Genomic DNA, 26527 nt, shown 5'->3' on the forward strand with positions numbered 1-26527 from the left:
CTGGTCCTGATAAGGGCCAGGCGCCATCTTCCCGGTCAATACAATACAGTGAAGATGCGCGTTATGACTCGCAGGTCACGCTAAATTGCTGAATAGGCCCCATCAAAAAGCTATTCAACTAACGACCAGGACAGCGGGGTGCCACGCTTGATAGCCTGGCGAGCGCGACGGCCCATCAACGAATCCTGGTGTTTGGGCGCCAGGCCGAGGCCCGGGCGGATGGCGCGGACATTCTGCGATGTAAATGCTTCTCCGGGGCCAATGTCTTGCGTTACGTACAACGAACGACGGTAGACCAACGACTTGCGCTCGGCCTCGGTCGCGCCGTAATGCACCTGCCCCATCGCCTGCCAGGCGCGCTCGGTTTCGATCACTAACGCTGCCAGTTCCGCCGGTTCGAGGGAAAAACTGGCGTCCACGCCGCCAGCGGCGCGATCGAGGGTGAAATGCTTTTCAACCACAGTCGCCCCCAACGCCACCGCTGCCACGGCCACGCCGACTCCCATCGAATGATCCGACAAACCCACCTCGCAACCGAACAACTCGCGAAGATGAGGGATGGTGCGCACGTTGCTGTTGGCCGGTGTGGCTGGATACGTGCTGGTGCACTTGAGCAATATTAGATCCTTGCAACCGGCCTCACGGGCGGCACACACGGTTTCATCGAGTTCCGCGATGCTAGCCATGCCGGTGGAGATGATCAGCGGTTTGCCGGTGGCGGCGACCCGACGAATCAGCGGCAAGTCCGTGTTTTCAAAACTGGCGATCTTATAGGCGGGCACGTCCAGGCTTTCGAGGAAGCCCACGGCTGTTTCGTCGAACGGCGTCGAGAACGCGAGCATCCCCAGCGCCTTGGCCCGGGCGAAAATCGGAGCGTGCCATTCCCAGGGCGTATGGGCTTTTTCGTATAAATCGTAGAGCGATGTGCCAGCCCAAAGGCTGCTGGGGTCCTTGATGAAGAACTCCCCTTCGCTCAGATCCAGCGTCATGGTGTCGGCGGTGTAAGTCTGTAGCTTTAACGCATGAGCACCGGCCCGGGCGGCGGCTTCGACGATCTGCAACGCCACCTCCAGAGACTGGTTATGGTTGCCGCTCATCTCGGCAATGATGAAAGGCGGCGCGTCAGCCCCGATGCTGCGCTGACCGATCTTGAAACTACTCATGGGGAATATCCTTCAATACGCGCGTGAACACGCATGTGTCCTGAGTGAATCCGGCTTGGCGGAACAGCTCCAGAGACGCTTGATTGCCAGGCAAAACCTGAGCGGTGAAGCTGCGCAATTGCGGCCAATGGGCGCTCGAAAACGCCTCGCCACGGGTCAGCAACGCCCTGCCCCACCCCAAACCAAGGCGGGTTTCAAACAGATAAATCGATACGATTGCTTCACTGCCTTGCAGGTCGTAGCGCAACGCGCCGACGGGTCCGTCTGACGTTTCACCCACCAGCAATAGACGTTGTGGATTGACCAGGCTGGCTTGCAGCCATTGGCAATGTGGGTCCCAGTCAATAAACGAATCATCCAGCGACACGCGGCGCACGGCCTCGGCGTTACGGCCCTCGAAAAGCAACCGGGCGTCAGCTTGCGTGGCCGGACGAACCTGCAGCAAGGCGCCAGCCAGTGCTACGGCGACGCGTGAGGCGCCCGAGCCATCGACCAGTCGCCGGGAGTGTCGGGCCAAGCTCTGGCGCAGCCCTTGATTGCCCATGACAAACCCGACGGCATCGCGCAACTGTTCGACGGTAACTGTCTCTCGGGGGCCCAGGTAAATATGTGCGCCGACGGTTGCTATCACTTCACTGTTGGCCTGCTGATTGTTCGATACCGCGATACAAATCGTTGGCAGGCCCATGGCGGCACGTTCCCAACTGGTTCCGCCACCGGCACCAATGAACAGATCGGTTTCCATCATGAGTTGATGAAAATGACTGACGAAACTGTGCAGTCGCCAGTGCGGTCGACCCGCCACCATCAATTGCATCCGAGCCCAGGCCGGATTGTCCGCACCGGCAACGAAATCCACTTCCAGATCGTGGTAATCCGCCAACGCCAACATCGCGTGGTGGGTCTGCATTGCCGCATCAAAACCGCCGAAGTTGACGAGGACCCGCCTGGCCTTCGGTTTTATTTCAATCGCCCCGCAACGAAACTCATCGCGCAACAACGCATAACGCGGTCCCAGCAGCGTGCGGCAATGATCGGGCAGCAACCCTTCATACGCCGTTGGAGTTGCGGACAGATTCTGATTGAGCAGGAGGTCAACGTTATAGGTCCGGGTCGCCAGGTCATCCACCGCCATGATCCTTGGCGCAAGGCGCCGGGCAGCGGTCTGCCAGTGATGATCCAGGCCATAGTGGTCAACGATGATCCAATCGAAACCCGAGCAATCGACCAGCGCTTGTTCCAACGCTTCGATGTCCGCTTGCCAAGGCAGCAACGATTCGATGGCTTGTTGCGGGTCCTCCCCGGAATAAAAGTTCGGCAGGGCGAACGTTTCGAAGCCCTCGGTTTCCAGGGCATGCAGACGGTGCCCGGCGAGCGCCCGACAGGCAAACGCGACATGCGCGCCCTGCCCGCGCAACGCGCGCGCCAGGGTCAGGCAACGGGCGATGTGCCCGCTGCCGATGCTGGGCGAAGCGTCGGCGCGGATCAGCACTCTCATTGCAATTCACCGCCTGCTTTCAAAGCGGCGTAGAGATACTCGGCGCGCTTCCAGTCTTCGGCTGTATCGATGTCTTGCACCAGATGACGAGGCAGCACTACCGGCAGGCTTTTCGGCGAAAACAATGCATCGCCACGCAACCAGGCGTCCCGGCGCCCCCAATAGAATTGGCCGGCATCCTGAAAAGCTTCGGCCAGGTCCTGGGAACGGGTGTCGCGAAACTGTGGATAAAGCGGGGTCAGAGCCCCCTGCTCGTCCAGTGTCAATGCACGTTGCACCGGAAAGCCGAAACCGGTCACCGAAAATGCGAACGACTTGTCAGGATACTCGCGCAACAGTTCCAATCCCCGCTGCAGAAACCGAGCCTGCAGCAGCGGTGCGGTGGCATAGATGCAACAGGCAAAATCGAACGAGCGCTCATGCAATTCGCCCAAGACATGGGCAATCACCGCTGCCGTTCCCGTGAAATCATCGGCCAACATCGCTGGCCGCATGAACGGCACCTGTGCACCATGGGCCTGTGCCACCTTGGCGATCTCTTCGTCGTCGGTGCTGACGATCACGTCATCGAACAACCGTGATGCCAAGGCAATACGAATCGAGCGGATGATCATTGGGACCCCATCGAACAGCTTCAGGTTCTTGCGCGGGATACGTTTGCTGCCTCCACGGGCAGGAATGATCGCGATGGCGCTCAAGAGTGTTTTCTCAACGACGTTCTTCGCCATAAAAGCTCCGCCGCCGGCCTCTAGAATGCATTTCTTTAGATCTCTCAGGTCTTATATTCGTTTCAATGTCTGTCGCAATATCTCCACCACTTCAATCTGATTCTCATCTGTCAGATCAGGATAAAGCGGCAGGCTGATCGCCTCACCGAAATAGCGCTCTGCTTCGGGGAAATCGCCATCCTTGAAGCCTAACTCTTGATAATACGGCTGCAGATGCACAGGAATGTAGTGCAAGTTCACACCCAGCCCGGCAGCTCTCAAGGCGTCAAAGACTTGTGTTTGGCTCAATTTGGTATGAGCCAACTTCAATCGCACAACATAAAGATGCCACGCAGATTCAGCCCCGGGCTGCGCGACAGGCAAAGTGACCGCCAGATCTACTAACAAATCGTTATAGCGTGCAGCCAGTTGACGACGCCTGGCAACGAAACCATCCAGGCGCGCCAATTGAGACAAACCCAACGCGGCATGAAGGTCGGTCATACGGTAATTGAAGCCCAGCTCCAACTGTTGGTAATACCAAAGACCTGTGTCGGGTATGCTCATCTGCCCAGGGTCACCTGTAATCCCGTGGCTTCGTAACCGCCGAAGACGGTCGGCAAACTCCGTATGATTGGTCAGCACCATGCCACCCTCGGCACTGGTGATGATTTTGACAGGATGAAAACTGAAGATGGTCATTGCCGCGTATTGACCGCAACCTACCGGGCGCCCTAGGTAGGACGCACCTACTCCGTGGGCAGCATCCTCGATCAACGTAAAGCCATAACGCATGGACAACTGCGAAATGGCCAGCATGTCGCAGCTCTGTCCCGCAAAAGCAACCGCCACCACAACTTTGGGTAGCTTTCCAGCCACCTCAGCCGCTGCAAGCTTGTCCGCCAACAATTTCGCATCCAGATTCAGCGTGCCCGGATCAATGTCAACGAAGTCGACTTCAGCCCCGCAGTAGCGCCCGCAGTTTGCCGACGCTACAAAAGTGTTCGGGCTGGTCCAAAGGCGGTCTCCAGGTCCCAGCCCCGCGGCGAGACAGGCTATATGTAAGGCCGCTGTGGCATTGCAAACGGCAATAGCATACTTAGCCTGGCAACGCTCAGCCAAAGCTTTCTCAAAACGTTCGATAGTAGGACCCTGGGTCAGCCAAGGCGAAGTAAGCACCTCCATGACTGCGTCAATATCTGCCTGATTAATGCTTTGCCTGCCATAAGGAATTCGATATGGCATCATAGTTGAGACTCAACGCATGGAGTAGGCAACCAGGGCAAGCACACTTTTTTAAAATCAGGTTTATCGTTAACCATGCAATGAGTCCTTTTTAAGGGGCCGGGCTTATGGAAGCAACCGCGCCCAATCCACCGCCTTGGCGGTACCCAGCGCGAAGCCGTTGCCCGTCAAGGCAAGATTGGGATTACGGGCCGCGTCATGTTCGAAGCGCGCCTGCCACTTGTCGCGCAAGGCATCGGCCGCCTCCGGCGCATCGGGGGACCTACCGGCGTGCAGCATCTGGGCCTGGGGCGTCCAGACCGTGAGGTAGCCTGCGTCTGCGGCTTTCAAGCAAAGGTCGACGTCGGCAAAGGATTCGGCGAAATGTTGCTCATCCATGCCGCCTACAGCGTCGAACAGGTCCTTGCGAATCATCAGGCAGACGCCGGAGACCGCTGAGTAGTTCTGTTCAACCTGATGGCCGTTGAGGTAACCCTTGGCGTCCTTGCGCTCGCCAACAAACACCGAGGCCACCTGTCCGTCGGGCTTGAGCACCAGGCCAGCCTCGGTAGTGATACCGCGAATGTCCATCTGCTTGCTGCCAACGATCCCCACTTCAGGCCGCTGGGCTTGATTGAGCAGGCTGTCGAGCCAGTTGGCATTGATCACTTGCGCCTCGGCCGACAGCACCACCAGGTATTCGCCCTTGGCCTGGGCACTGGCCCAGTTATACAGCGCCGATGTGCTCAAGCGTTGGTCGCTGCGCAGGATGCGGATCCGGTCGCCCTTGCCTTCCAGGCTGTCGAGCCATTGGGCCAACGCTTCGGACTGGCTATGATTGTCCGCGATCAGAATTTCATGACGATAGTAACGGGTGCGCTGCAGCACGCTGATCAGCGCCTGCTGTACTTGTTCAAAGTTGTCCAGGCTTTCGAGAATGATCGATACCAAGGGCCGTTCAGCATGTTGGTAGTCGATCTGATAGGTCAGCGGTTGCGCCGAAGTGATCTGGACCCGGTAACCGCGGGCTGCCAGGTGGCGTGTCAGTACTTGGCGCTCCTGAGGATTTTCCTCTTGTGCCGGTGCGTTGCAGATCAGCAACGGCTCGGCCAGGTGCGCCAGACCGGCAAGCCCAGCGTCCTCGATCAGGCGCAACAACACGTCCAACTCCAAGGCCTGGGTGTATTCAGCCGTAAAGCCGCGAGCCTGGGCCAGCACATCACGACGAATCAGCCAGTGACGCGCCATCAACGAGGGCACCGATTGCAGCAGATCGAGGTTGACGCCCGGGCGGAATACGTCGGTGAGACTGCCATCGGCTTTGCGTTGGATTTCGTCCATGGCCACGGCGCGTACGCCTTCGGCACCGATCAGCTCGAGACTCGCGCGCAGCAGGCCGCTCTGGGTGAATCGGTCGCCCGCCTCGGCCAGCATCATCCAGTCAGCGCTAGACTGCCCGATGATCTGGTTGATGCGCTCGACATAGTTGGTCGCGCTGACTTTGACGAAATGCACGGTGTCGCGCACGGTAGTGGTCGCCGGCAAGTCGCCGGTGGTGAAGACTACGACGTTGAAGGTCCTGCAGTGGCCATTGACCAGGCTGTCGAAGGTCGCCTGCAGCTTGGCCATGTCGGCGTCCAGGTCCAGCAACAGGATGCCGAACCGCGGGCCGCCTTGATGCTTGGCTAGATGGGCAGCGATCGACTGGAGCTGTTTTTCGTCCGGGTTGCGCGCTTCGAGCCAGCTCAACAGGCGACCGGAAGGCATGTTCTCCAGCAACTGGCGATTCTGCTGCCCAGGCACTGAATCCAGGCGCTCGGCCCAGGCTTGCAAGTTCAAGGCTTCCTCGGGCTCGTCGCTGGTTTTCAAGGATGCTGCAAGGCGCTTGACCACGGTACGGTTGAACGCATAGAGGCCTTGGGCTTCCCACAAGCGGCTGCGTATCGTGCGTTCGTTGTCGTTGGGTTGCACCTGCATCAGTTCGTGTTGGCGTAGCAGGATGCCTTCCAACTGCTGGAGCTGAAGGCGACCGGCCGGCATTGCATGCAGCAGGAATTCAAACTGGGTCAGCAGATCGAAGACCGGCTGGTTGTAGAAAGGCATTTCGACAAATTGCTGCGGGCCAAACGAACGAATCGGCTCGCCCCCCGCCTCCAACCAGGTCGAACGGATGATCTGCGTCCCCTTGAGCGAGCGCCCCTGTTGCAGACAGTCGGCCATGGCCGCAAAACTGTCCAAAGCAATTTGTTTGATGCGCTCCGGTGCCTGCTCGCTGAGCTGGGTTGGGACTGATGCCAGGAACTCGGCGAATTGCTCTCGTTCGGCAACGCTTTTGGCGTCCTTGTAACTCAGCACCGTCAGTACGTTGGTGTTGTGTTCGGAACCGCCATAGTTGAGTTCGCGCACAGCGAACGGAATCGGCAGGATCCGCGCCTTGGCACACGCCAGCAGGTAAAATGTATGGCCAATTTCCTGCCATTCGAAACTGGTGCCTGGCGGCAGCATGCCGTACCACTGCTGCAGCAGGTCGGTTCGGGTCACGGCGTAGAACGGCGGCAGGAACTGATCCATGAAGCGGATCACCCGGTCCTCGGCCAACTCACTGTTGTAGTCTTCGTGCACCTTGCGGTCGCGACGGAAATAACAGACTTCTGTCGCGCAAGACAGATACATGATGCCGTAGCCGTGGCAAAGGCCATAGTCGGGATTGGCTTCGAGAAACTCCACCGACTCGGTCAAGGCATCGTGCAACAGGAAATCATCGTCAGCAGCGAACACCATGTAAGGCGTCTTGACCTGACCGGCGCCATAGGTGAGTTTTTCCTGAAGCCCCTTGTAGGTGAACTGAGGCAAATGGCGGTAATCGACCGATGGGAAATCCCGGACAATCTGTTCGTCCTTTTCCACCGACGAATCAAGCACCAGCACTGAACAAGGGTAGCTGTTGTAGTAGTGCAGCGTGCGGCGCAGGAAGGCGCTGCGGTTGTGGGAGATGACCACCACGGTGAACCGCTCGCTCAGCGGTGCCACGTTGTCTTGAAGCCTATTTCGAACCTGCATATTTCCTGATCCCCACAACCTGCCAGACACCAATGACTTGAAACGAATGAATTAACGAACCCGGCGCAGATAGCCATCCGGTGCGACGGTGATCAGCAGCTTGTTCTGCAGTTGCTGGTCGATTTCGAAGCTGTCGTTTTCCTCGAGGTATTTCCACACGGCAGTTTTCGGATTGTCGCCCGGGCCCCATGGGCGATCGGGGAAGAAATCCGCCGGCATGTCTTCCACCACCGTGTCCATCACCACGCAATAGCTGCCCACCGAAACCAGCGGTGCGTACAGACGCAGCTCTTGGAGTACATGGTCATGAGTGTGATTGGAATCGAGAACCAGAATGACTTTTTTGCCTGCGGCCGCCGCATGCACCTGCTGGGCGATAGCCGGATCGATGCTCGAACCTTCAATCATCGAGATGCGCTTGCTCATCGGATGGCTCTCGATGGCTTCGCGATTGTGCGGGCGAATATCCAGGTCGATACCGAGTACTTCGCCTTGGCCTTGTAACTCCAGCAACGAAGCGTAATAAATGATCGAACCGCCGTGGGCAATACCGCATTCGATGATCAGGTCAGGCTTGATCTGCCAGATCAGCTCCTGCATTGCCATCATGTCCTGCGGCAACTGAATGATGGGGCGGCCCATCCATGAAAAATGGTAGCTGTACTTATGCTTGGCCGATTCGTTGAAAAAATCCTTGGCCAGGCCAACCAGTTTTTGATCTTGCCCTTGACCGGCGATTTCGGTCTGGCATTGGGCTTCGAAAGCTTGATGAATAGTATTGTCGGTCATGTTCGAATCTCGCGGTTATTGGAACGAAGCGCTGTCAACGGCGTGGTAGACGTAGCGCCCACCGGTCATCCGCTTGATTTCTTCGAGGTAATTGGAATTCATCACAAACAGGTTGGCGCCTTCGGGCAGCGTATTCATCGCTTCTTGCGGCGAAGACACCCGGGCGCCCGACAGCGGCAGATATCGACCCTGCTTGGCCGGATTGATATCCACAACACAATCCACCGTCACGCCGGCCCGTTGCAGGAACAGCGAATAAATCACCCCTTTTGAAGAGGCGCCCCAGATCGCCGAGCCTTGTTGCGGCGCGGCCTGGATGATCTGCACGGCGCGACCGAGGCTTGCGGTAAATCCGTTGGGCAGCGCCAGCTTTGGCACCGGTTGCGCAGGAGCCATGCGCAACGTGGCCAGGTCGGCGACGACGTACAAATATTGGCCACCGAACAGATGCCCCGCTTCGTGCACCGTGCCGAACATTCGTCGCAGGTCGTCGAGGCGGAAATAATTGACGTGTTCGTAGAACAGATCGAACCAGGCACGATGCTCCAGAATCCAGTCCAGGCACGGTACTTCGATGTAGATCTGACCACCTTGGTTTGCGGCTGCGATTTGAGCCAGGAAGCCCACCGGATCCTGGATATGCTCCAGCACGTGACGCAGCACGACTGCATCGGCCGATAGGCCCAGGTCACGAGTAAACGGGGCCTTGATGACATCGATGCTGTCGCCCTCATAGGCCGGATCGATGCCGGTGATCGCGTAACCGCGCTCCTTGAGCAGTTCCAGGAAATAGCCTTTGCCGCAACCGACCTCAATCAGTTCCTGGCCGTTGAAATGTCGGGCGATGATGCTTTCCACGTCAGCAAGATGCTTCTGGAACTGACCGGAGTGGGCCTGTTCGTTCTGGTAGTCACTGTCATAGCTGAGCTTGTCGGCATCGAATGCCTGATTGAAGATCAACCCGCTCACTTCGTCCTGGACCAACACCATGTCGGCACTCGCCGAGGCTCTGGCCGACTGTTCATCGACGAACGTACGGTTCTGCAAAACCGGAAGGCCGGAGGCCCGGTATAGCTCACGCGTCATGTGTGGCTCCCAGCAAGGTGTGCAAACGGTCAGCCACGCCCCAGAACGCCATCGGTTCGTGGGTCGGGTAAGGGTAATGGCCCAGGTTCAAGCGAATGTCGGCTCCTCGCTCGCGCAGGCGTGCTTCAACCAGCGCCCGCACCGACACCGGTTGACCGCTGGAACAGTTGACGACGCCATTGAATTCGCGCCGCTGCATCAGGCCCGCCAGATAAGCGGCGGCCCTTTCAATGGGCAGGTAATCGCGCAACTGCTCGCCGCTGGACATATTGAAATCGGTCTCCCTCGCATCAATCGCCCGATCCAGCGCTGCCAACAGGCTGCTGGGGTTCTGGCCGGCGCCGTACAGGTAGAACAGGCGCGCCCACTGCAAGGTGAACGGCTGCTCGCGTTGCAACTGCTCGAGGAACAGCCGCAAGGTGTTTTTCGCCAAACCATAAGGATTGGCCGGTTGCGGCGTCGTCAGTTCGTCGAGCGGTCCGCTTTGCAACCCATATTCAAAACAAGTGCCGGTGACCAGGACCTGAGGAACCCCAGCAGCGATAGCCAATTTGATAAAACGATAGTCAGCCATCAGGTTGTTTTCATAATGAAACAACGCCTGATAATTCGGCAGGCCGGGCCATGCCAGGTGCGCCAACGCATCGATGCCCTCGACCACTGCTGCGACATCCAGCCCTTCGCCATGAATATCGACCGCAACGAATTCAACCCGGTCGAACCAGGGCAGCTCCCTTGCCGGCTCGGCCCGACGGGCAACAGCGCGGACTTGACAGCCACGGGCCAGCAAGGCCTCAACCAAATGACGCCCCACAAACCCGGTGGCCCCCGTCACCAGAACCTTCATAAGACCGTCAACTCAGGTACAGCGATGACAAACCGGCCGTCCCACTGACGGACCTCGTCCAATTGCTGGCTGACTTCGCTCAGCAGGTTCCAGGGCAGGACGAGGATGTAATCAGGCTTCTCGACCGCGATGCGCTCAGGCGACACGATGGGAATTCGGCTACCGGGCAAGTACTTGCCCTGCTTGTGCGGGTTGGCATCGGCCACCCACGCCAACAGGTCAGGCTTGACCCCGGCGTAGTTGAGCAAGGTGTTGCCCTTGGCCGCAGCGCCATAGCCGACCACACGCTTGCCATCGTCCTTGGCCTGCAACAAAAAGCGCAACAGGCCATGCTTGATCGCCTCGGCAGCCGGTGCCAGGGTGCTGTAATACGCCGCGGTTTTAACGCCAGCATCCAGTTCGGCCTGTAATTGTTGTTGCACGGAGGGCTCGATCGACCGCCGAATGCCGTCGGCACGCTGGACGAAGACTCGCAACGAACCGCCGTGGGTCGACAGTTGGCTGACATCAAATACTTCCAGTCCATTGCGCTCGCACAGGGTCTGCACGGACGTCAGCGACAAGTAGGAAAAGTGTTCGTGGTACAGCGTGTCGAACTGCTGCCCGGCCATCAATGTGAGCAGTTGCGGAAACTCGAACGTGGTGACACCGGTCGGCTTGAGCAGGGTGGCAAAACCGACGAGGAAATCGTTGATGTCCGGCACGTGGGCCAGCACGTTATTGGCTGCCATCAAATCCGCCGCCCAGCCCTCGCTTTTGAGCTGCATGGCTGTTTCGCGGCCAAAGAACAACTCGCGAATCTCCAGGCCCTTGCCGCGGGCCGCCTCGGCGGTGCTGCGGGTCGGCTCGACGCCCAGGCAGGGGATACCGCGCTTGGCCACGTACTGCAACAGGTAGCCGTCGTTGGCGGCAATTTCCACCACGCGACTGTCAGCGCTCAGGTCGAAGCGCTCGACCATCTCGGCAACATAACGCTCGGCGTGGGCTAGCCAGGTGCTGGAGAAAGAACTGAAGTAGGCGTACTCGGCGTCAAACAACGTGTCTGCGCGGGTGTAATCTTCGGTCTGAACCAGCCAGCATTGCTGGCACACCGCGACCTTGAGCGGTACCCACTGCTCAGCCTGATCCAACTGGTCGGCTCGCACATAGGCATTGGACGGCGGCGACGTGCCGAGGTCAATCAATGGCAACGCCAGGGCAGTCCCGCAACCTCGGCAGTTCATAGACGCACTCCAGCGAAACGCTCGTCGAGCAAGGGATGGTTGCTGTCCCGGCTCGACAGATTATTGACAGGCAACGGCCAGGCAATCGCCAGCCGCGGATCATTCACCGACAAACCGCCCTCATGCTCCGGGGCGTAGTCGGCGCTGTGCAAGTAAAGCAGTTCGGCATCGTCGGTCAGGGTTTGGAAGCCGTGGGCGAACCCGGCCGGGATCAATAGGCTGCGACCATCCCCAGCCTTCAGGTGCTCGGCATGCCATTGCAGGAAAGTCTCGGACTCGGGGCGCAGGTCCACCGCCACATCCCAGACTTCGCCACGCAGGCAAGTAATCAGCTTGGCTTCCGGCTGCGCCGCGTTCTGATAATGCAAACCGCGCACGCTACCGCGCTCATGGGTGCAGGAATGATTGATCTGGCGGATATGAAACGGCTGGCCGAACGCATTCAGACTGCCTTCGCAGAACAGCCGGGCGAAATGCCCGCGCTGGTCTGCGAAGCGTTTGTGCTGGACGCTGAACAGGCCGTCCAGCGGCAATGCCGTCAAGGAGAACTCGCTCACAACGCGCCTCGGTACAGGTTCAATTGGCCGAGGGTGACCTGACGCATCTCGTCACCGTTCTGCCATGCCAAATGCCAATCCAGGGTCTGGGCCAAGCACTGTTGCAACGACCAGCGCGGCTGCCAGCCGAGCAGTTGCCGGGCGCGGCTGCTGTCCAGGCGCAACAGGCCGGCTTCATGCAAATCGCTCGGCTCAATGCGCAGGCCCGGCGCTTGTGGCCAGCGCTCGGCCAGCAACTGGACGACTTCGCCAACGCTGCACATGTCAGCCTCACCCGGGCCGAAGTTCCAGGCCCCGGCGAACTCTGGTCCCTGCTGATACAGGCACTCAGCCAATTGCAGGTAACCGGCCAATGGTTCAAGCGCGTGCTGCCATGGGCGCACGGCTTGTGGATAACGCAGCGTCACCGGCTCGTCGGCCGACCAGGCTTTAAGTACATCGGGGATCAGGCGCTCGGGGGCGAAGTCACCGCCGCCCAAGACATTACCAGCCCGCGCCGTGGCCAGGGCCAGGCCGTGTTCGGCATAACGTTCAGCCGAAAAGAATGAGGCGGCATAAGACTGCGCCAGCAATTCGCAGCAGGCCTTGCTGCTGCTGTAAGGATCGTGACCGCCCAAGGGCTCGTTTTCGCGATACGGCCATAACCATTCCTGGTTGGCGTAGACCTTGTCGGTAGTGACCAGTACGCATGCCTTGACACCGCCCACCTGGCGAACCGCTTCCAGCAGGTTGAGGGTTCCCATGACGTTGCTGGAATAGGTGCCCAGCGGATCGCGATAACCTTCACGTACCAACGGCTGGGCCGCCAGGTGCAGGACTATTTCCGGCTGCGCGTCCGCCAGGATTTCCAGCAAGGCACCGAGGTCGCGCAAGTCGCCGCGCCGGTCATCGATGCCCTCGCCTACGCGAGCCAGTTCGAACAGGTTCGGGTGGGTGGCCGGGTCAAGGGAAAAACCACTGACGTTGGCCCCCAGGCTCTGCAGCCACAGCGTCAGCCAACTGCCCTTGAAGCCGGTATGGCCGGTGACCAGTACGCGCTTGCCACGCCAGAATTCCGGGCTCATCCCCATTGCTTCCATGGAGCCTCCCCGCTTAGCCATAGGGCCTCAAGGTGGTTCTTATCCCGCAACGTGTCCATCGGATGCCAGAAGCCGTCGTGCTGGAAGGCATTGAGTTGTTCCTCAGCCGCAAGCGTCGCCAGAGGCTCGGCTTCCCAGGAGGTCTGGTCATCTGCGATATAAGGCAAGACCTTCGGTGAGAGCACAAAGAACCCGCCGTTGATCCAACCGCCATCGCCACGAGGTTTTTCGGTAAACCCCAGGACCGAATCACCGTCGCGCTCCAACGCACCGTAACGTCCCGGCGGTTGAACCGCCGTCACGGTGGCGAGCTTGCCGTGGGACAAGTGAAAATCCACCAGCGCGCCGATATTGAGATCAGAGACGCCATCGCCATAGGTGAAGCAGAACGCTTCTTCGTTTTCCAGGTAACGTGCCGCCCGACGCAGGCGTCCGCCGGTCATGGTGTCCTCGCCGGTATCGATCAGGGTCACGCGCCACGGCTCGCTGTAGTTCTGGTGGACGTCCATCCGGTTGTTGCACATGTCGAACGTGACGTCGGAGGTGTGCAGGAAATAGTTGGCGAAGAAATCCTTGATGGCGTAGCCCTTGTAGCCCAGGCAAATCACGAAGTCATGAATTCCATGGGCGGAATACTGCTTCATGATGTGCCAAAGAATTGGCTTGCCACCGATCTCGATCATCGGCTTGGGCTTGAGGTGCGACTCTTCGCTGATCCGCGTACCGAGACCACCTGCCAAGATAACTGCCTTCATCGTCTCCCCTCTTGTTCATCCCCGGGCTCGGCAAGCGTTGTTTCGCTTTGCGGGCGCAGGGGATTACACCTTCGATGCCGATCCGAGCGCTGCGATGAGCCGCGAGCGCTCGTTTTATGGCGATATGAGGGGGTCTTGCAGGAAACGCGCCAGCTGTGGCGGCGGATTATTCGAAGAGAAAAACATCAGGTGGATGGCCAGGCGCCGTGATCCTGGCGAGGAAGTGCCCCCTCGCCGTAACAGCGCTGCACCAGGCAACGATCAATCGGGCAACCACCCCCACAACCAATGCTGCAGGTTCTTGCCGCTGAGCATGTAGTCACGCAGCACCGCTTCGCGCAGCTCGTCACCCATTCGGTAACTGGCGTCCGGGTCGGCCAGGTGCATGCGGATGGCCGCGATCCATTCCTCGGTGCTGTTGCTGCGCACCTTGGTACAGGGTAGGAAACCGTCGTAGGCCTTGGTGTCGGTGCAGATCACCGGATAGCCGCAGGCACCGTATTCCAGCAAGCGCAAGTTGCTCTTGCAGTCGTTGAAGATGTGGAATTCCAGCGGTGCCAGGGCCAGGTCAAGGTTCAGGCTGGCCAGCTTGAACGGGTAGGTGTGGAGACCGACCGAGCCGTGGAACTCATGGATGTATGGCCGCAGTGCATCCGGGCACATGCCGAAGAACACCCACTCCACTTCGTTGGCGAGCTGTTTAACCACGTCGGCGATGATCTCCAGGTCGCCGCTGTGGCTGGTCCCGCCTCCCCAACCCACCCGGGGTTTGGAGGATGTACCACGTCGACTGGTCAACCGACTCCAAGGCTCGGGCGGCAGCATGTTGGGCACGATACGGATTTCATTGTGCATCCTGGACAAGGCATCAGCGAGCGACGGGGTCGTTACCACGACGCGATCACACAACCCGATCCCTTCACGCAGCATCTGCTCGATATTGGACGGTTTGTTGCGCGCATGGGTGTTCTTCTTGGGAGCACTGACAACGTAGTCGTCGAGTTCGAAGATGCGCAAGGCGTTGGAGTATTTTTTCATCCTCAGGATGTCACCCGCGGAACCTTCGCTGTAGCGCCCCTGCAGTACGATTGCATCCGGCGACAAGCGCTCGATTTCAACGGTAGAAGGAGACTCATAGGCGACCCGGGCGATCACTCGCCCGGCGGCCTCCAACTCGGCCAGCGGGGCCGTAACACGATAATGGCCGACGGCGGTAGCGTTGACCGGTAAACCGAGTACGAGTGGCAGCGCTCTACTGCAGAACGGATTCCAGTTGTTGCGCAACGACGGTTCCAGGCTGAAGCTCGACGCCCCCAAACTCAGCGCGGGGCTGTAGGCCGGATCCCGGGCGATCTGCGGCAGCCATTTGCGATAGAAAATCTCGCGTTCGCGCTCTGCCACTGTGGTTTCTTCAGGCTGGGCAGAGGCCGTTTGCGGGACGACTTTCATCACCGTGGCATAGGGCGTCCAGACCACGAGATAGCCGTTTATACCTGCGCGCAGGCATAGGTCGACGTCGCTGAGGTCGACAGTGAATGAAGCGTCGTCCAGGCAGCCGAGCTCATCAAAAACCTGCTTGCGGATCATCAGGCAATCGCTGCTGACCGAACTCCAGTTCTGGGTGGTATGCAGACGTTGCATGTAGCCGCGCGAAGCCGCTGATTCCCCGTAGAACGGTGTCCCCACCGGCCCGGCCAAACCGAGAACCTGTCCGCCGCCGACAATCGCACCCTGGGGGCTGAGTATCCTGGCCCCCACCACCGCGACCTCAGGGCGCTGGGCGTGATTGATCATCTCGCCCAGCCAGTCGTTTTCGCAAATAACCATGTGTGGACTGAGCAACAGCAAGTATTGGCCCCGAGCCTGGCCAGCAGCAAAGTTGCGCACCGAAGCGTCATTGTCCTCACCGCCATGACGCAGCACCCGCAACATGCTGGCGCCCAGCTGCGACATGTTTTCCAACCAGCCGAGCATGGCTGGGTCCCGGACGCCGCTGTCGACGATCAGAATTTCGTATTGGGTGTAAGCGGTGCGTTCGATCAAGCTCTCGGCGCAACGTTGCAAGGCTGCGAGCGAGTCACCGGTACGCACGATAATCGACACCAGCGGGTGTCCACCGTGTCGATAGTTGATGCGGTTGATCAACGGCAACGTATCCGATGAGATCTCGTGTGCGATGCCGATACGATCCAGGTGTGCGCCAACCAACCGGGCATTACCTTCGATGACCTCGGGCAGCGACAACCATTGGGCGAAGCTGCGGGCCGACTCTACCTGGATTTCCGCGATGTGTTCGATGGTCTGGGGGCCCGCCTCTTCCACCAGGCGCCAGAGCAGGTCGTGGGGTGCCAGTTCACCCTGGGCAGGTTCAAAACCACCCAACGTCATGAACCGCTCACGCTCGAAAGCCAGGGTCCGACCGACATAGGGATAGGCGCGTATCAGGTCCAGGTTGAAGTCCGGTTTGAATACCGGCTCGAACGATTCTCCGTCCACCAGCGCGCCTTCGTCACTATAGATACAGAGAACACCGTCCTTTCCAGCAATGCGCTCGGCCAGGATCAGCAACGCCGAATCGCGCAAGGCGTCGCCCGCTTGCAACAGGTAGAACCAATGCGCACCTTCGAGCTGTGGAACGATGTCATTGAGCTGGCGCGGCCAATCAGCTTGATAAGGCAGCTGCAGCACTCGCTGGTCGACCTCGCACTGCGCATCGGAAAGCACTACCACGGCCTGGGATGGATATAACTGGCCCTGGATGCTACGCAAGGTCTTCGCGAGCGATGTCGCGTCGCCGAGGCTGTCGAGGATCACGGGCACGATGTTCGGCCGAAACGGCCAGCTATCGATGCGCGCCGGCATTACACGCTGCTCCACCTCGCTGAACTGGCGGACGGCCAGCCACTCGCGGTAGAAATCGGCGTAGCTCTCACTTTGCGCCCCCACCCGACCATTGACGACGGTATTGCGGTTGCCCAGCACGCGGGTTACGCAGAGCTCCTGCCACGCATGGGGCTGATCGGTGATTTTGTCCAGATCAATGCAGCGCACCCACCCCGAGGCCGGGGCCGCTTCGCCGCTGCGCGCCACAAGCATCTGCGAAAGCCAGCCCCACTCTGCCTTGGCGGTCTTCAGCATCTCCGGGGTCTTGCTCAAACGCTCCGGGTACAGTCGCTCGATACTCAATACAGTGTTCAAGGCAATCACGTTGCCGCGACGCATCAGGCACACAAACAAAGCAAAATCGAGCAAAGCGAGAAAACCGACGCCGTCCTGAATCAGCGCAGGCAACAACTCCAGCACATCGGCCCTACGCATCAGGGTCGAGCTGAAATTGCCAATGAAGTTGGTCGGCGTGCTCTCGAAAATCGCCAGCATGTCGTCGCCCTTGAGCAGAGCGTCATTGGGCGAGAAGCGGCAATTGTCCACGCGCGGCGGCAAGATGAAGTTACCTGCGTCACACAACAACCGTAGCGCAAACACCACGCTGACATCAGCATGATCCATCAACGCCTGGGCCTGCATCGCAATGCTCGGCGCGAATAGACGGTCGTCATCGCACAACACCTTGATGAATTCGCCCTGCGCCTCTTCGACGCAGCGCAACAGGTTGCCCTGAAGCCCCAGCCGTTGTGGGTTTTTCAGATAACGGACCGGATGGGCCGGTTCCGTGAAGGATGTGACGATATGGCGAATTTCTTCGCCAGGCGAATCGTCACAAACGATGATCTCAATGTTTTCGTAAGTCTGCGCCAGCGCACTGAGCAGTGCCTGGTCAAAAAACCTGGGGTTGTAGGCGGGAATGACGATGCTGACGAGGGGAAGTGGCTTCACGGTTAAAACTCTCGAGCGGCGGGCTCCGACCTTTTCAGGTCGGGGCCCCGGAACCGCTTAAAAAAAGACGGTTGGCGGCTCGGTCGATACCGGCTCAGATCTTATTGAACAGGCCCAACTGGGCGATTTTGCTGAACGCCAGTTGCGAGGCTTGCAGCATGGTCTGTTGCAACGTCAGGCGGGTCATTACTTCGGCCGCATCGGAATCGCGGATCGACGACTGAGTCTGGCTGTTGGCCAGGATCAGGCTCTGATTGGTATCACTTTGGGTATCGAGGGCCTGACCGCGCCCACCCACCGAACTCAAGCCACTGGACAATTGATCGGTGCCGCTGGCCAGGTTGCCGATACCGGAAGCCAGCGAAGCCTGCAGCTTCTGCAACGCGATCGGATCGTTGTTGGTAGGCGTGCTCAACGCCGCCTTCAGTTGGCTCACGGTGTCCAGGACGTTCTGGGTTTCGTGGGTGTTGACCGCGATGCTGAATTGATCGTCTGCGCCAGGCGCACCGTTCAGGGTAAAGCTCACGCCCGATGCAGTGGCTACGTTGCCGGCCAGCGTACCGCTGGAGACAGGCTGGCTGTCGGCCGTCAACGGTGCAGCGTAAAGGTCGAAATCGGTGGCGCTGGTAAATTTCAACACGGCCGAGCCCGTAGGGAAACTGGCGTGATAAGCCACCGGGTCGGTGATTTCGCTGCCAGTGATCTGTACTGCGGTCGGGTTACCAGGGCTACGTGTCGGAACAAAGCTGTCCGGCTTGGCGGCGAGGGTGAAGGTATGGCCTGGCAATACAGCACCGGGAGCATCACCCGTTTGCAGATTGATGTTCAGGGTCAGTTCCACACCTCGGAACTGCACGGCCTGCCCGCTCTTGCTGTTAGGGTCGAATGCGCCGCCCCGGCTGGCTTCGGCGGTCACGTCGTTGCCGAGCGAGTCGGTGATCCGCAGTTGCGTGCCACTGGTGAAATCCACGGTGTACGGCTCGCCACTACGGAACTTGCTGTTGTAGCTGACACTGGACGACACCTGGCCGTTGGACAACACCACGCGCCCATCGTCCACCGCTGGAGCGGTCCGGGTGACCTGGCTGCGGCTGGTGTTGACGGCCTGCTGGAACACTTCCCAGCCGGTGCTGTTGGTGGCCATCGACATGGTATCGCCAACCGGCAGGTCGAGGGTCACCTGGTCGCCGTTGTAGCTGTAGGAGCCATCGGTATTGCGCGTGAACGGAATGGTGTCGCCTTTGGAACCGGAGAAAATGTACTTGCCATTTTCATCCTTGCTGTTCATCAGGCTCAGCAACTGTTCTTCAATCTGCGCCAACTCCGACGCGTTGGCCTGGCGGTCGGCATCGGTATAACCGGCGTTGCCGGCACCGACAGCCAATTCCTTGGCGCGCTGCAGCACGTTGCCGATGCTGGTCATCACCGCCTCGGTGGTGCCCAGGGTGGCCTTGATCGTGTTGGCGTTGGTTTCGTACTGGGACAGCATCGAGGCCTGAGTACCCAGTTGCAATAGACGCGAAGCCCCCACCGGATCATCGGCGGCGGTGTTTATGCGCACCAGGCTACTGGCTTCTTCGCTGGTCTTGACCACATTGGCGAAGTTTTTCTGGTAGTTCGCAGCCGTGCTTTCGTAAAACTGAGAGGTAGAAATGCGCATGGGCTACGGCTCCTTAAAGACTGTTGATCAACGTGCTGAAAATTTCCTGCGCAGCCTTGATGATCTGCGAAGACGCGGTGTAGTACTGCTGGAACTTGACCAGATTGCCGGTTTCTTCATCCAGGTCCACCCCCGAAAGCGAGTCGCGGGCATTCTTGGCGTTGTCCAGGATCGCGCCGGTGGCGGCGCTGTCGAGCTTGCCTTGGGCGGCCTTGGCGCCGACGCCTTCCACCAGCTTGCCATAGGCATCGTTCAGCGAAATACCTTTGCTGGCGGTGTTGGTGTCCACGGTCTTGGCGGTCTGCAAGCCGGCCAGGACAGTACCATTACGGTTGTCCAGGCTGCCGGGCTGGCTGAGGCTGATGTCGATGCCGGCACCTTGGGAAGGCGCGCCAGCGATGGACATGTCGAACGTGACGGTGCGCTGCACCGGCGGTACGGACGAATCCATGATTGGGGCACCCGTCGCATCCTTGAGCGGAACACTCAGGCTCAGGGTGTTGCTCTGGCCGGGCTTGATCGTGCCGCTGCTGATCGTACCGCCTTTGGCATCGAGTAACTGATAAGCCTGGCTGGTGCCGTCGGTCGAGGTCGCGCCGAACACCACTTTGACCGGCATGGAATTCTTGATGCCGTTCTGGATGATGCTGGTGGTGGCTTCGTCGTAGATGTCCAGCTTCGTGGTCATCGTCGGCTGGCCGCTGGCCGGGATGGTCAGCGTACCGCTGCCGCCCGGCGTGATGGCAGCGCCCAACGGCGCGGCAATCGCCAGCCGCTTGGAGTCGGTCATCTCGGTCTTGATGCTGCCCGCCGCGTTGCGGGTGGGGGTGATCTTGAACGAATCACCGGCCACCGCCGGGCCACTGCCGAACGTCAGGGCGAAACCATCGACCACCGGTGGCGGCGTGGTCGTGGTGCTGAACGTGCCCATCGGCGTGTTATCGGGCAAGCGCTGTACGGTGTAGTTGGTACCGCTGGTGAACGTGATCTTGTAGTCGTTGGTGGTCAGCTTGCCGGTGTCTTCGATCGACACGTTGAAGTTGCCGGACCCGGCGCTGTTGCTCAGCGAGGCGACACTGCGCTGGCTCATCTGCGCGGCGCTGTTGATGCTGCTGAACAGGTTGGAACCGAAGGCGCCGTTCTTGTCGATACCCGAGGCCTGGATGCTGTTCATCTGGTCGGCGACGACCAGCGCCACGCGGCCCAGCTCGTTCATGGCCGGGTCCAGCACGGTGCTGCGGTAGCGCATCAGGCCGCCGATTTCGCCGCCGGTGAGCACCTGGGTGAGGTCCATGACGCTGGAGCCGCTGTTGAGCTGGATGCCTATGCGCCCCGGATCGTTCCTGTCCGGCACCGCTTCCAATTTATTGGTGATGTTGCCCATGACCAGCGGCTGGCCGGAACCAAGGTAGATGTCCAGGCTGCTGCCGTTCTCGACGACTTGAGTGCCGGTGAAGGTCGACAGTTGGCGAATGGTCTCGCTGCGGGCGTCGAGCAGGTCGTTGGGGGCGCCGCCGGCGTTGGAGACTTCGGCGATTTTCTTGTTCAACTGGGCGACGGTGGTGGCCAGGCTGTTGATCTGGTCGACCATGTTCGACAGGTTGCCGTTGATGTTCTGGCTCTGCTCCGTCAACTGGCTGGCGACCGAATTGAAACGGTTGCTCAGGGCCTGGGCATCGCTGAGCAGCAACTGGCGGGATGCATCGTCACCTGGCTTGGCGTTGACGTTCTGCACCGAGGCGAAAAACTTGGTCAACGCGCCGTTGAGGCCGGTGCCGCTGTCCGACAACAGGGAATCGAGCGGGGTAATCTGCCCTTGGTAAGCCGCCGCGTCGCTGTTGAGCGAGGTGGTGGTTTTCAACTGCGCTTCAAGATACGAGTTATACACCCGGCGAACGTCCGCCAGGGTGGTGCCGGAGCCGATGAACACGTTGCCGTACTGGTTCGACGCCTTGGTGGTCTGCACGGTCTGCTGACGCGAATACCCAGCGGTATCGACGTTGGCAATGTTGTTACCCGTGGTCACCAGTGCGGTCTGGCTTGCGGACAGACCCGACATCCCGATATTGAGCAAACTCATGGTTCAGACCTTATAAAGTCGTGGTGGCACCAGCCGAAGCGTAGTTTTGGTAACTCGTCATCTGCCGGGCTATGTTCGAAATCTTGCTGGCGTAGTTCGGGTCGGTGGCGTAACCGGCCTTCTGCAACTCGCGTACAAACTGTTCCGGGTTATCGGCAGACTTCAGGACATCTTGATAGCGACTGTTGCTTTGCAGCAGGTTGACCAAGTCATGGAAGCTGTCGCGATAGGAGGCGTAGGAACGGAACTCGGCCGTCTCCTTGACCATCGCGCCATTGCGGAATTCGCTGGTGATGGCACGCGCCGAATCGCCCGTCCAGTTCTTGCTGGCCTTGATGCCAAACAGGTTGTGGCTGCTGCTGCCATCGGGCTGGCGCATGACCGATTTGCCCCAACCGGTTTCCAGGGCAGCCTGGGCCACCAGGTAGCGCGGGTCGACACCGATGCGGTCGGCAGCTTCCTTGGCCATCGGCAGCATGGCGTCGACGAATTCATCGGCATCGCGGAAGGCCTTGCGCGCGGGTGCCAGCGGTGGCTGGGCCACGGCGCGACCGTAAACCTGCAGGTCGCCTTTGGGCTCGGCAGCCTTGAGCGCAGCCAGCCAGTCGCCATTGGCCAGTTCACCGGTGGCGGGCTTGACGGCGGTCACGGCGCGATCCGGCAAGACGTTATGGGCGACGGCTTCGGCGTTGACCGCGGCTGGCGGCACCAAGCCGGCGAGCAAGCGATCAGCGAGCTTCGGCGGCAGGGCCAGGCGACGCTGGTTGATCAGCTCCATGTCGTTGCGATGAATACCCTCGGCCCCTTGCGGCGCGCTCACGGCCCGCGAAGCCCAGAGCGGACGCTGGCCGTTGCTGCGCGACAAAGGTCCATCGGGCAGCGTTCCGGCGGCCACTGGCGTAGGCACCGGTGCCTTGACGACTTTTTCCAGCGCCTCTTGCTGCTTGGCGGCCGACAACGTGGCTGCCTCGCCGGAGGCCAGCGGCTTGTTCTTGGACATCTGGCGCAGCAGCACATCGGCCAGGCCGATGCCGCCGCCTTCGCGGGACATGGAAACAGCCAACTGCTGGTCGTACATTTCCTGGTACTGCTTGGCTTCCGGCGTATTCATCGGGTTGTCCTTGCCCAAGGCCTCGGTGGCCGAGCGCATGGACTTGAGCATTTCGCCGAGGAACAGCGACTCGAATTCCTGCGCCACTTTGCGCAGGTTGCCTTCGCTGTTCTTGTCGCCGACCTTGAGCTGGTTAAGACGATTCAGGTCCGAATAGGAGGCTGAATCCCCGCTGGTCAAAGCGCCTTTGCGCATATCCACCATGGCCCGTTTTCCTTAAATCACGATCAGGTCGGCTTGCAACGCGCCGGCCTGCTTCAAGGCTTCGAGAATCGCCATCAGGTCGCCCGGCGCCGCGCCGACCTGGTTCACCGCCCGGACGATTTCATCCAGGGTAGTGCCCGGGCCGAACTTGAACATCGGCTTCATTTCCTGCTCGGCGTTGACCCGCGAACGCGGTACCACGGCAGTCTGGCCGTTGGACAGCGGTCCGGGCTGGCTGACGATCGGGTCTTCGGTAATGGTCACGGTCAAGCTGCCATGGGTCACGGCGGCCGGCGACACTTTGACGTTCTGGCCGATCACGATGGTGCCGGTGCGCGAATTGATGATGACTTTCGCCACCGCCTGGCCTGGATCGACCTCGAGGTTTTCCAGGATCGACAGGTAGTCGACGCGCTGGCTCGGATCCAGTGGCGCGGTGACGCGGATCGAGCCGCCGTCGATGGCCTGGGCCACCCCTGGGCCGAGCAGGTCGTTGATCTTGTCGACGATGCGCTTGGCCGTGGTGAAGTCGGAACGGTTGAGGTTCAAGGTCAGGCTGTTGCCCTGGTTGAAACCGCTCGGCACCGCACGTTCCACCGACGCACCACCGGGGATGCGACCGGCCGACGGAACGTTGACGGTGATCTTCGAACCGTCGCGCCCTTCGGCATCGAAACCGCCTACCACCAGGTTGCCCTGGGCGATGGCATAGACGTTGCCGTCGATACCCTTGAGCGGAGTCATCAACAAGGTGCCGCCGCGCAAGCTCTTGGAGTTACCGATGGAGGCAACGGTGATATCCACTTGCTGGCCGGGCTTGGCAAACGCCGGCAGATCGGCGCTGATCGACACCGCCGCGACGTTCTTCAATTGCACGTTGCCGGAGCCGGCCGGCACCTTGATGCCGAACTGCGACAACATGTTGTTGAAGGTCTGCAGGGTGAACGGGGTCTGGGTAGTCTGGTCACCGGTGCCGTTAAGGCCCACGACCAGGCCGTAGCCGATCAACTGGTTGGAGCGCACACCGGAAATACTGGCGATGTCTTTCAGGCGCTCGGCGTGAGCGCTGAAGGCTGCCGTCATTGCCAGGGCGCCGATCAACAGCTGCTTGAGGTTCAACCGCTTAAGATTCAACTGGGCCACCTAGAAAGGGAACTTCGGGCTGAGGAAGAAACGGTCGAACCAACCTGGCTGACTTGCATCGGCAAAGGCACCAGTGCCCGAATAGGTGATGCGTGCATCGGCCACGCGAGTGGACGAAACGGTGTTATCGGTGGCGATGTCATCGGCGCGGACCATGCCGGCGATGCGCACCAGTTCATCACCGGTGTTGAGGGTCAGCCATTTCTCGCCCCGCACGACGATGATGCCGTTAGGCAGCACATCGGAAACGGTCACGGTGATCGAGCCGGTCAGGCTGTTGCTCTGGCCCGACTTGCTGTCGCCCTTGGTGGCACGGTCGGCGCCATAACCGGCACTGAGGCTCAGGTCGTTGCTGCCGATCGGGTTGTTGGTGGTCAGGCTCGAGCCGAACAACGACGTCAGGCCGACGCTGGTCTCGCTGGTCTTGTCGACCTGCGAGTTAGCGTTCTTGCTGGCCTGGGTCCGCTCGTTCAGGGTGATGGTGATAAGGTCACCGACCCGGAAAGCCTTGCGGTCGCTGTACAGGTTCTGCTCGAAACCGGCCTGGTAGATCGAGCCATTGTTGGCGGCTGCCGGCAACGGCGTGCGCGGCAACACCGGAGCGTAGTACGGGTCATTGGGCCGTGGCGTTGGCGCGACACAGCCCGCGAGTGCGGTAATCCCACTCAGTGCCAGAACAGATACGAAGCGTTTCATGACCCTACCTCTTGGTGTTGCAGGCGACCCTGGGGCCGCCCTGTCTACGTAATGACGGACGACGCGGTTAAAGATTCTGCGTAACGAACGAGAGCATCTGGTCGGCGGTGGAAATCACCTTGGAGTTCATCTCGTAGGCGCGCTGGGTGGTGATCATGTTGACCATCTCCTCAACGGTGCTCACGTTGGAGGTTTCCAGGGTGTTCTGCAGCGTGGTGCCGAAACCGTTCAGGCCCGGAGTGCCGACTTGCGGCGCGCCGCTGGCGGCGGTTTCCATGAACAGGTTGTTACCCACCGCTTGCAGGCCGGCCGGGTTGATGAAGTCAGCGGTCTGCAGGTTGCCGATCACCTGGGAGGCCGGGTTGCCTGCAATGGTGATGGACACGGTGCCGTCACGACCGACGGTGAAGGTCTGGGCATCGTTCGGGATGATGATGGCCGGCTCCAGGGCGAAACCGCTGGCATTGACAATCTGGCCATTGGAATCGAGGTGGAACGTACCGTCACGGGTGTAGGACGTGGTGCCGTCCGGTTGCAGGATCTGGAAGAAACCGCGACCGTCGATGGCCATGTCCAGCGGCTGCTCGGTGGTTTGCAGGCTGCCGGCGTTGAAGTTTTTCTGGGTGCCGACGATGCGCACACCGGTACCCACTTGCAGGCCCGACGGCAGTTCGCTGTCCTGGGTCGACTGGGCGCCTGGCTGGCGTTTTACCTGGTACAGCAAGTCCTGGAACTCGGCGCGGTCACGTTTGAAACCCGTGGTCGACACGTTCGCCAGGTTGTTGGAAATAGTGGAAAGGTTGGTGTCCTGGGCGGACAGACCTGTTTTGGCAACCCAAAGAGCCGGAAGCATTCGATTCTCCTCGTACGCCTGTTTTTCGGCGCAACGCTGTAATTAATAGTTAGATCTGCAAGACCCGAGCCATGGCTTCATCGCCTTCTTTGGCGGTGGTCATCATCTTGACGTGGAGCTCGAACTGCTTGGCCAGGGCCAGCACCGAAGTCATCTCATCCACGGCGTTGACGTTGCTCGCCTCCTGGAACCCCGACACCAACTGTACGTTGGCATCGATGGGCGCCGCCTGGCCGTCTTTTGAACGGATCGAACCGTCCAAGCCCTTGGTCATGGTCTTGAGGTCCGGGTTGACCAGCTTGATGCGGTCCACTTCAGCCATCACACGCGGGCCTTCGCCCATGGCGCGGATGCTGATGGTGCCGTCCTGGCCGATCTCGATTTTCTGCTCTGGCGGCACGGCGATCGGACCACCGTTGCCCATCACCGGCATGCCGTTGCCGGCCCGCAAGACACCCAATGCATCGACATTGAGGCTGCCGGTGCGCACGTAGCTTTCTCCGCCGTCGGGGTTCTGCACCGCCATCCAGCCCGGCCCGCTGACCGCCACGTCGAGGTCGCGACCGGTTTCAATCAGCGCACCCGGAGTGAAGTCGGTGGCGGGACGCTCGGACATCGCAAACGCCCGCGCCGGAAAGCTGTCGCCGAACACCGGCATCGAACGTGCTTGCTCCAGGTCTTTCTGAAAACCATTGGTGGAGATGTTCGCCAGGTTGTTGGCATGGGCCCGTTGCGCCAGCGCGTTTTGGCTGGCGCCGGTCATTGCCACATAAAGGTACTTGTCCACTGTCGTTCCTCTGCATGCCGGACGTTTGCCGTCCACTGCTGTGTTGCACAGCCTTAAGCAATTTGCAGACCAACTTTTTTCTGGCGCTGATAGACCCGGTAAACAAAGGGCTTGGGACTACCTGAAGGGATATTGCAGATGTATCGAAGACGAAAAACCGGCGGTGTCGTG

The 26527-nt window shown here is 59.9% G+C and carries 20 protein-coding genes; all 20 read right to left on the minus strand.

Features of this window, described 5'->3' with window-relative positions:
• Positions 1–110 precede the first annotated feature (110 nt).
• Positions 111–1163 (minus strand): pseudaminic acid synthase, encoded by a 1053-nt coding sequence (gene pseI, locus J3P95_RS17865; protein WP_434580279.1) that lies wholly within the window; start codon positions 1161–1163, stop codon positions 111–113.
• Positions 1156–2661 (minus strand): UDP-2,4-diacetamido-2,4,6-trideoxy-beta-L-altropyranose hydrolase, encoded by a 1506-nt coding sequence (gene pseG, locus J3P95_RS17870; protein WP_434625942.1) that lies wholly within the window; start codon positions 2659–2661, stop codon positions 1156–1158. Before pseG ends, pseI begins: the two co-directional genes overlap by 8 nt.
• Positions 2658–3359 (minus strand): pseudaminic acid cytidylyltransferase, encoded by a 702-nt coding sequence (gene pseF / locus J3P95_RS17875; protein ID WP_434581181.1) that lies wholly within the window; start codon positions 3357–3359, stop codon positions 2658–2660. Before pseF ends, pseG begins: the two co-directional genes overlap by 4 nt.
• An 81-nt stretch (positions 3360–3440) precedes the next feature.
• Complete coding sequence (gene pseC, locus J3P95_RS17880) at positions 3441–4616, minus strand: UDP-4-amino-4,6-dideoxy-N-acetyl-beta-L-altrosamine transaminase (RefSeq protein ID WP_434580276.1); 1176 nt, start codon at positions 4614–4616, stop codon at positions 3441–3443.
• A gap of 102 nt (positions 4617–4718) precedes the next feature.
• On the minus strand, positions 4719–7652 hold the full coding sequence (locus tag J3P95_RS17885) for a TIGR00180 family glycosyltransferase (protein ID WP_434580274.1): 2934 nt from the start codon (positions 7650–7652) through the stop codon (positions 4719–4721).
• Between the two features lie 51 nt (positions 7653–7703).
• Positions 7704–8441, minus strand: a complete 738-nt coding sequence (locus J3P95_RS17890) for a cephalosporin hydroxylase family protein (RefSeq protein WP_434580272.1) — start codon at positions 8439–8441, stop codon at positions 7704–7706.
• A gap of 15 nt (positions 8442–8456) precedes the next feature.
• A complete protein-coding gene (locus tag J3P95_RS17895; protein WP_434580270.1) occupies positions 8457–9527 on the minus strand; it encodes a class I SAM-dependent methyltransferase in 1071 nt (356 codons plus the stop codon).
• Positions 9517–10374 (minus strand): NAD-dependent epimerase/dehydratase family protein, encoded by an 858-nt coding sequence (locus J3P95_RS17900; protein ID WP_434580268.1) that lies wholly within the window; start codon positions 10372–10374, stop codon positions 9517–9519. Before J3P95_RS17900 ends, J3P95_RS17895 begins: the two co-directional genes overlap by 11 nt.
• Positions 10371–11597: a methyltransferase domain-containing protein gene (locus J3P95_RS17905; RefSeq protein ID WP_434580267.1), complete on the minus strand. Its 1227-nt coding sequence runs from the start codon at positions 11595–11597 to the stop codon at positions 10371–10373. The genes J3P95_RS17900 and J3P95_RS17905 overlap by 4 nt, the downstream gene beginning before the upstream one ends.
• Positions 11594–12154, minus strand: coding sequence for a dTDP-4-dehydrorhamnose 3,5-epimerase (gene rfbC, locus J3P95_RS17910; RefSeq protein ID WP_434580265.1), 561 nt, complete (start codon positions 12152–12154; stop codon positions 11594–11596). Before rfbC ends, J3P95_RS17905 begins: the two co-directional genes overlap by 4 nt.
• On the minus strand, positions 12151–13233 hold the full coding sequence (rfbG, locus tag J3P95_RS17915) for a CDP-glucose 4,6-dehydratase (protein WP_434580263.1): 1083 nt from the start codon (positions 13231–13233) through the stop codon (positions 12151–12153). Before rfbG ends, rfbC begins: the two co-directional genes overlap by 4 nt.
• A complete protein-coding gene (gene rfbF, locus J3P95_RS17920) occupies positions 13215–13988 on the minus strand; it encodes a glucose-1-phosphate cytidylyltransferase (RefSeq protein ID WP_434558114.1) in 774 nt (257 codons plus the stop codon). The genes rfbG and rfbF overlap by 19 nt, the downstream gene beginning before the upstream one ends.
• Before the next feature lie 261 nt (positions 13989–14249).
• A complete protein-coding gene (locus J3P95_RS17925; RefSeq protein ID WP_434625949.1) occupies positions 14250–17822 on the minus strand; it encodes a glycosyltransferase in 3573 nt (1190 codons plus the stop codon).
• A 94-nt stretch (positions 17823–17916) separates the two neighbouring features.
• On the minus strand, positions 17917–19482 hold the full coding sequence (locus J3P95_RS17930; protein WP_434580259.1) for a flagellar hook-associated protein 3: 1566 nt from the start codon (positions 19480–19482) through the stop codon (positions 17917–17919).
• Positions 19483–19495: 13 nt separating this feature from the next.
• Positions 19496–21562 (minus strand): flagellar hook-associated protein FlgK, encoded by a 2067-nt coding sequence (gene flgK / locus J3P95_RS17935; protein ID WP_434558117.1) that lies wholly within the window; start codon positions 21560–21562, stop codon positions 19496–19498.
• A 10-nt stretch (positions 21563–21572) separates the two neighbouring features.
• Entirely contained in the window at positions 21573–22874 is a 1302-nt protein-coding gene (flgJ, locus tag J3P95_RS17940; protein WP_434581179.1) for a flagellar assembly peptidoglycan hydrolase FlgJ, read from the minus strand.
• 15 nt (positions 22875–22889) lie between these two features.
• On the minus strand, positions 22890–23960 hold the full coding sequence (locus J3P95_RS17945) for a flagellar basal body P-ring protein FlgI (protein WP_434563889.1): 1071 nt from the start codon (positions 23958–23960) through the stop codon (positions 22890–22892).
• Between the two features lie 60 nt (positions 23961–24020).
• Entirely contained in the window at positions 24021–24716 is a 696-nt protein-coding gene (gene flgH, locus J3P95_RS17950; RefSeq protein WP_434558118.1) for a flagellar basal body L-ring protein FlgH, read from the minus strand.
• 67 nt (positions 24717–24783) lie between these two features.
• Positions 24784–25569 (minus strand): flagellar basal-body rod protein FlgG, encoded by a 786-nt coding sequence (gene flgG, locus J3P95_RS17955; protein WP_057448533.1) that lies wholly within the window; start codon positions 25567–25569, stop codon positions 24784–24786.
• Between the two features lie 49 nt (positions 25570–25618).
• Complete coding sequence (locus tag J3P95_RS17960; RefSeq protein WP_434558119.1) at positions 25619–26356, minus strand: flagellar basal body rod protein FlgF; 738 nt, start codon at positions 26354–26356, stop codon at positions 25619–25621.
• Positions 26357–26527 lie beyond the last annotated feature (171 nt).

Source organism: Pseudomonas sp. Z5-35 (genome assembly GCF_051131945.1).
GTDB classification, from domain to species: domain Bacteria; phylum Pseudomonadota; class Gammaproteobacteria; order Pseudomonadales; family Pseudomonadaceae; genus Aquipseudomonas; species Aquipseudomonas marvdashtae.

Bases quoted from the DNA above. Each gene is read 5' to 3' on its own strand.
- pseI (WP_434580279.1), bottom strand. From the start codon at position 1,163: ATGAGTAGTTTCAAGATCGGTCAGCGCAGCATCGGGGCTGACGCGCCG.
- pseG (WP_434625942.1), bottom strand. From the start codon at position 2,661: ATGAGAGTGCTGATCCGCGCCGACGCTTCGCCCAGCATCGGCAGCGGG.
- pseC (WP_434580276.1), bottom strand. From the start codon at position 4,616: ATGATGCCATATCGAATTCCTTATGGCAGGCAAAGCATTAATCAGGCA.
- J3P95_RS17885 (WP_434580274.1), bottom strand. From the start codon at position 7,652: ATGCAGGTTCGAAATAGGCTTCAAGACAACGTGGCACCGCTGAGCGAG.
- J3P95_RS17890 (WP_434580272.1), bottom strand. From the start codon at position 8,441: ATGACCGACAATACTATTCATCAAGCTTTCGAAGCCCAATGCCAGACC.
- J3P95_RS17895 (WP_434580270.1), bottom strand. From the start codon at position 9,527: ATGACGCGTGAGCTATACCGGGCCTCCGGCCTTCCGGTTTTGCAGAAC.
- J3P95_RS17900 (WP_434580268.1), bottom strand. From the start codon at position 10,374: ATGAAGGTTCTGGTGACGGGGGCCACCGGGTTTGTGGGGCGTCATTTG.
- J3P95_RS17905 (WP_434580267.1), bottom strand. From the start codon at position 11,597: ATGAACTGCCGAGGTTGCGGGACTGCCCTGGCGTTGCCATTGATTGAC.
- rfbG (WP_434580263.1), bottom strand. From the start codon at position 13,233: ATGGAAGCAATGGGGATGAGCCCGGAATTCTGGCGTGGCAAGCGCGTA.
- rfbF (WP_434558114.1), bottom strand. From the start codon at position 13,988: ATGAAGGCAGTTATCTTGGCAGGTGGTCTCGGTACGCGGATCAGCGAA.
- J3P95_RS17930 (WP_434580259.1), bottom strand. From the start codon at position 19,482: ATGCGCATTTCTACCTCTCAGTTTTACGAAAGCACGGCTGCGAACTAC.
- flgK (WP_434558117.1), bottom strand. From the start codon at position 21,562: ATGAGTTTGCTCAATATCGGGATGTCGGGTCTGTCCGCAAGCCAGACC.
- J3P95_RS17945 (WP_434563889.1), bottom strand. From the start codon at position 23,960: ATGACGGCAGCCTTCAGCGCTCACGCCGAGCGCCTGAAAGACATCGCC.
- flgH (WP_434558118.1), bottom strand. From the start codon at position 24,716: ATGAAACGCTTCGTATCTGTTCTGGCACTGAGTGGGATTACCGCACTC.
- flgG (WP_057448533.1), bottom strand. From the start codon at position 25,569: ATGCTTCCGGCTCTTTGGGTTGCCAAAACAGGTCTGTCCGCCCAGGAC.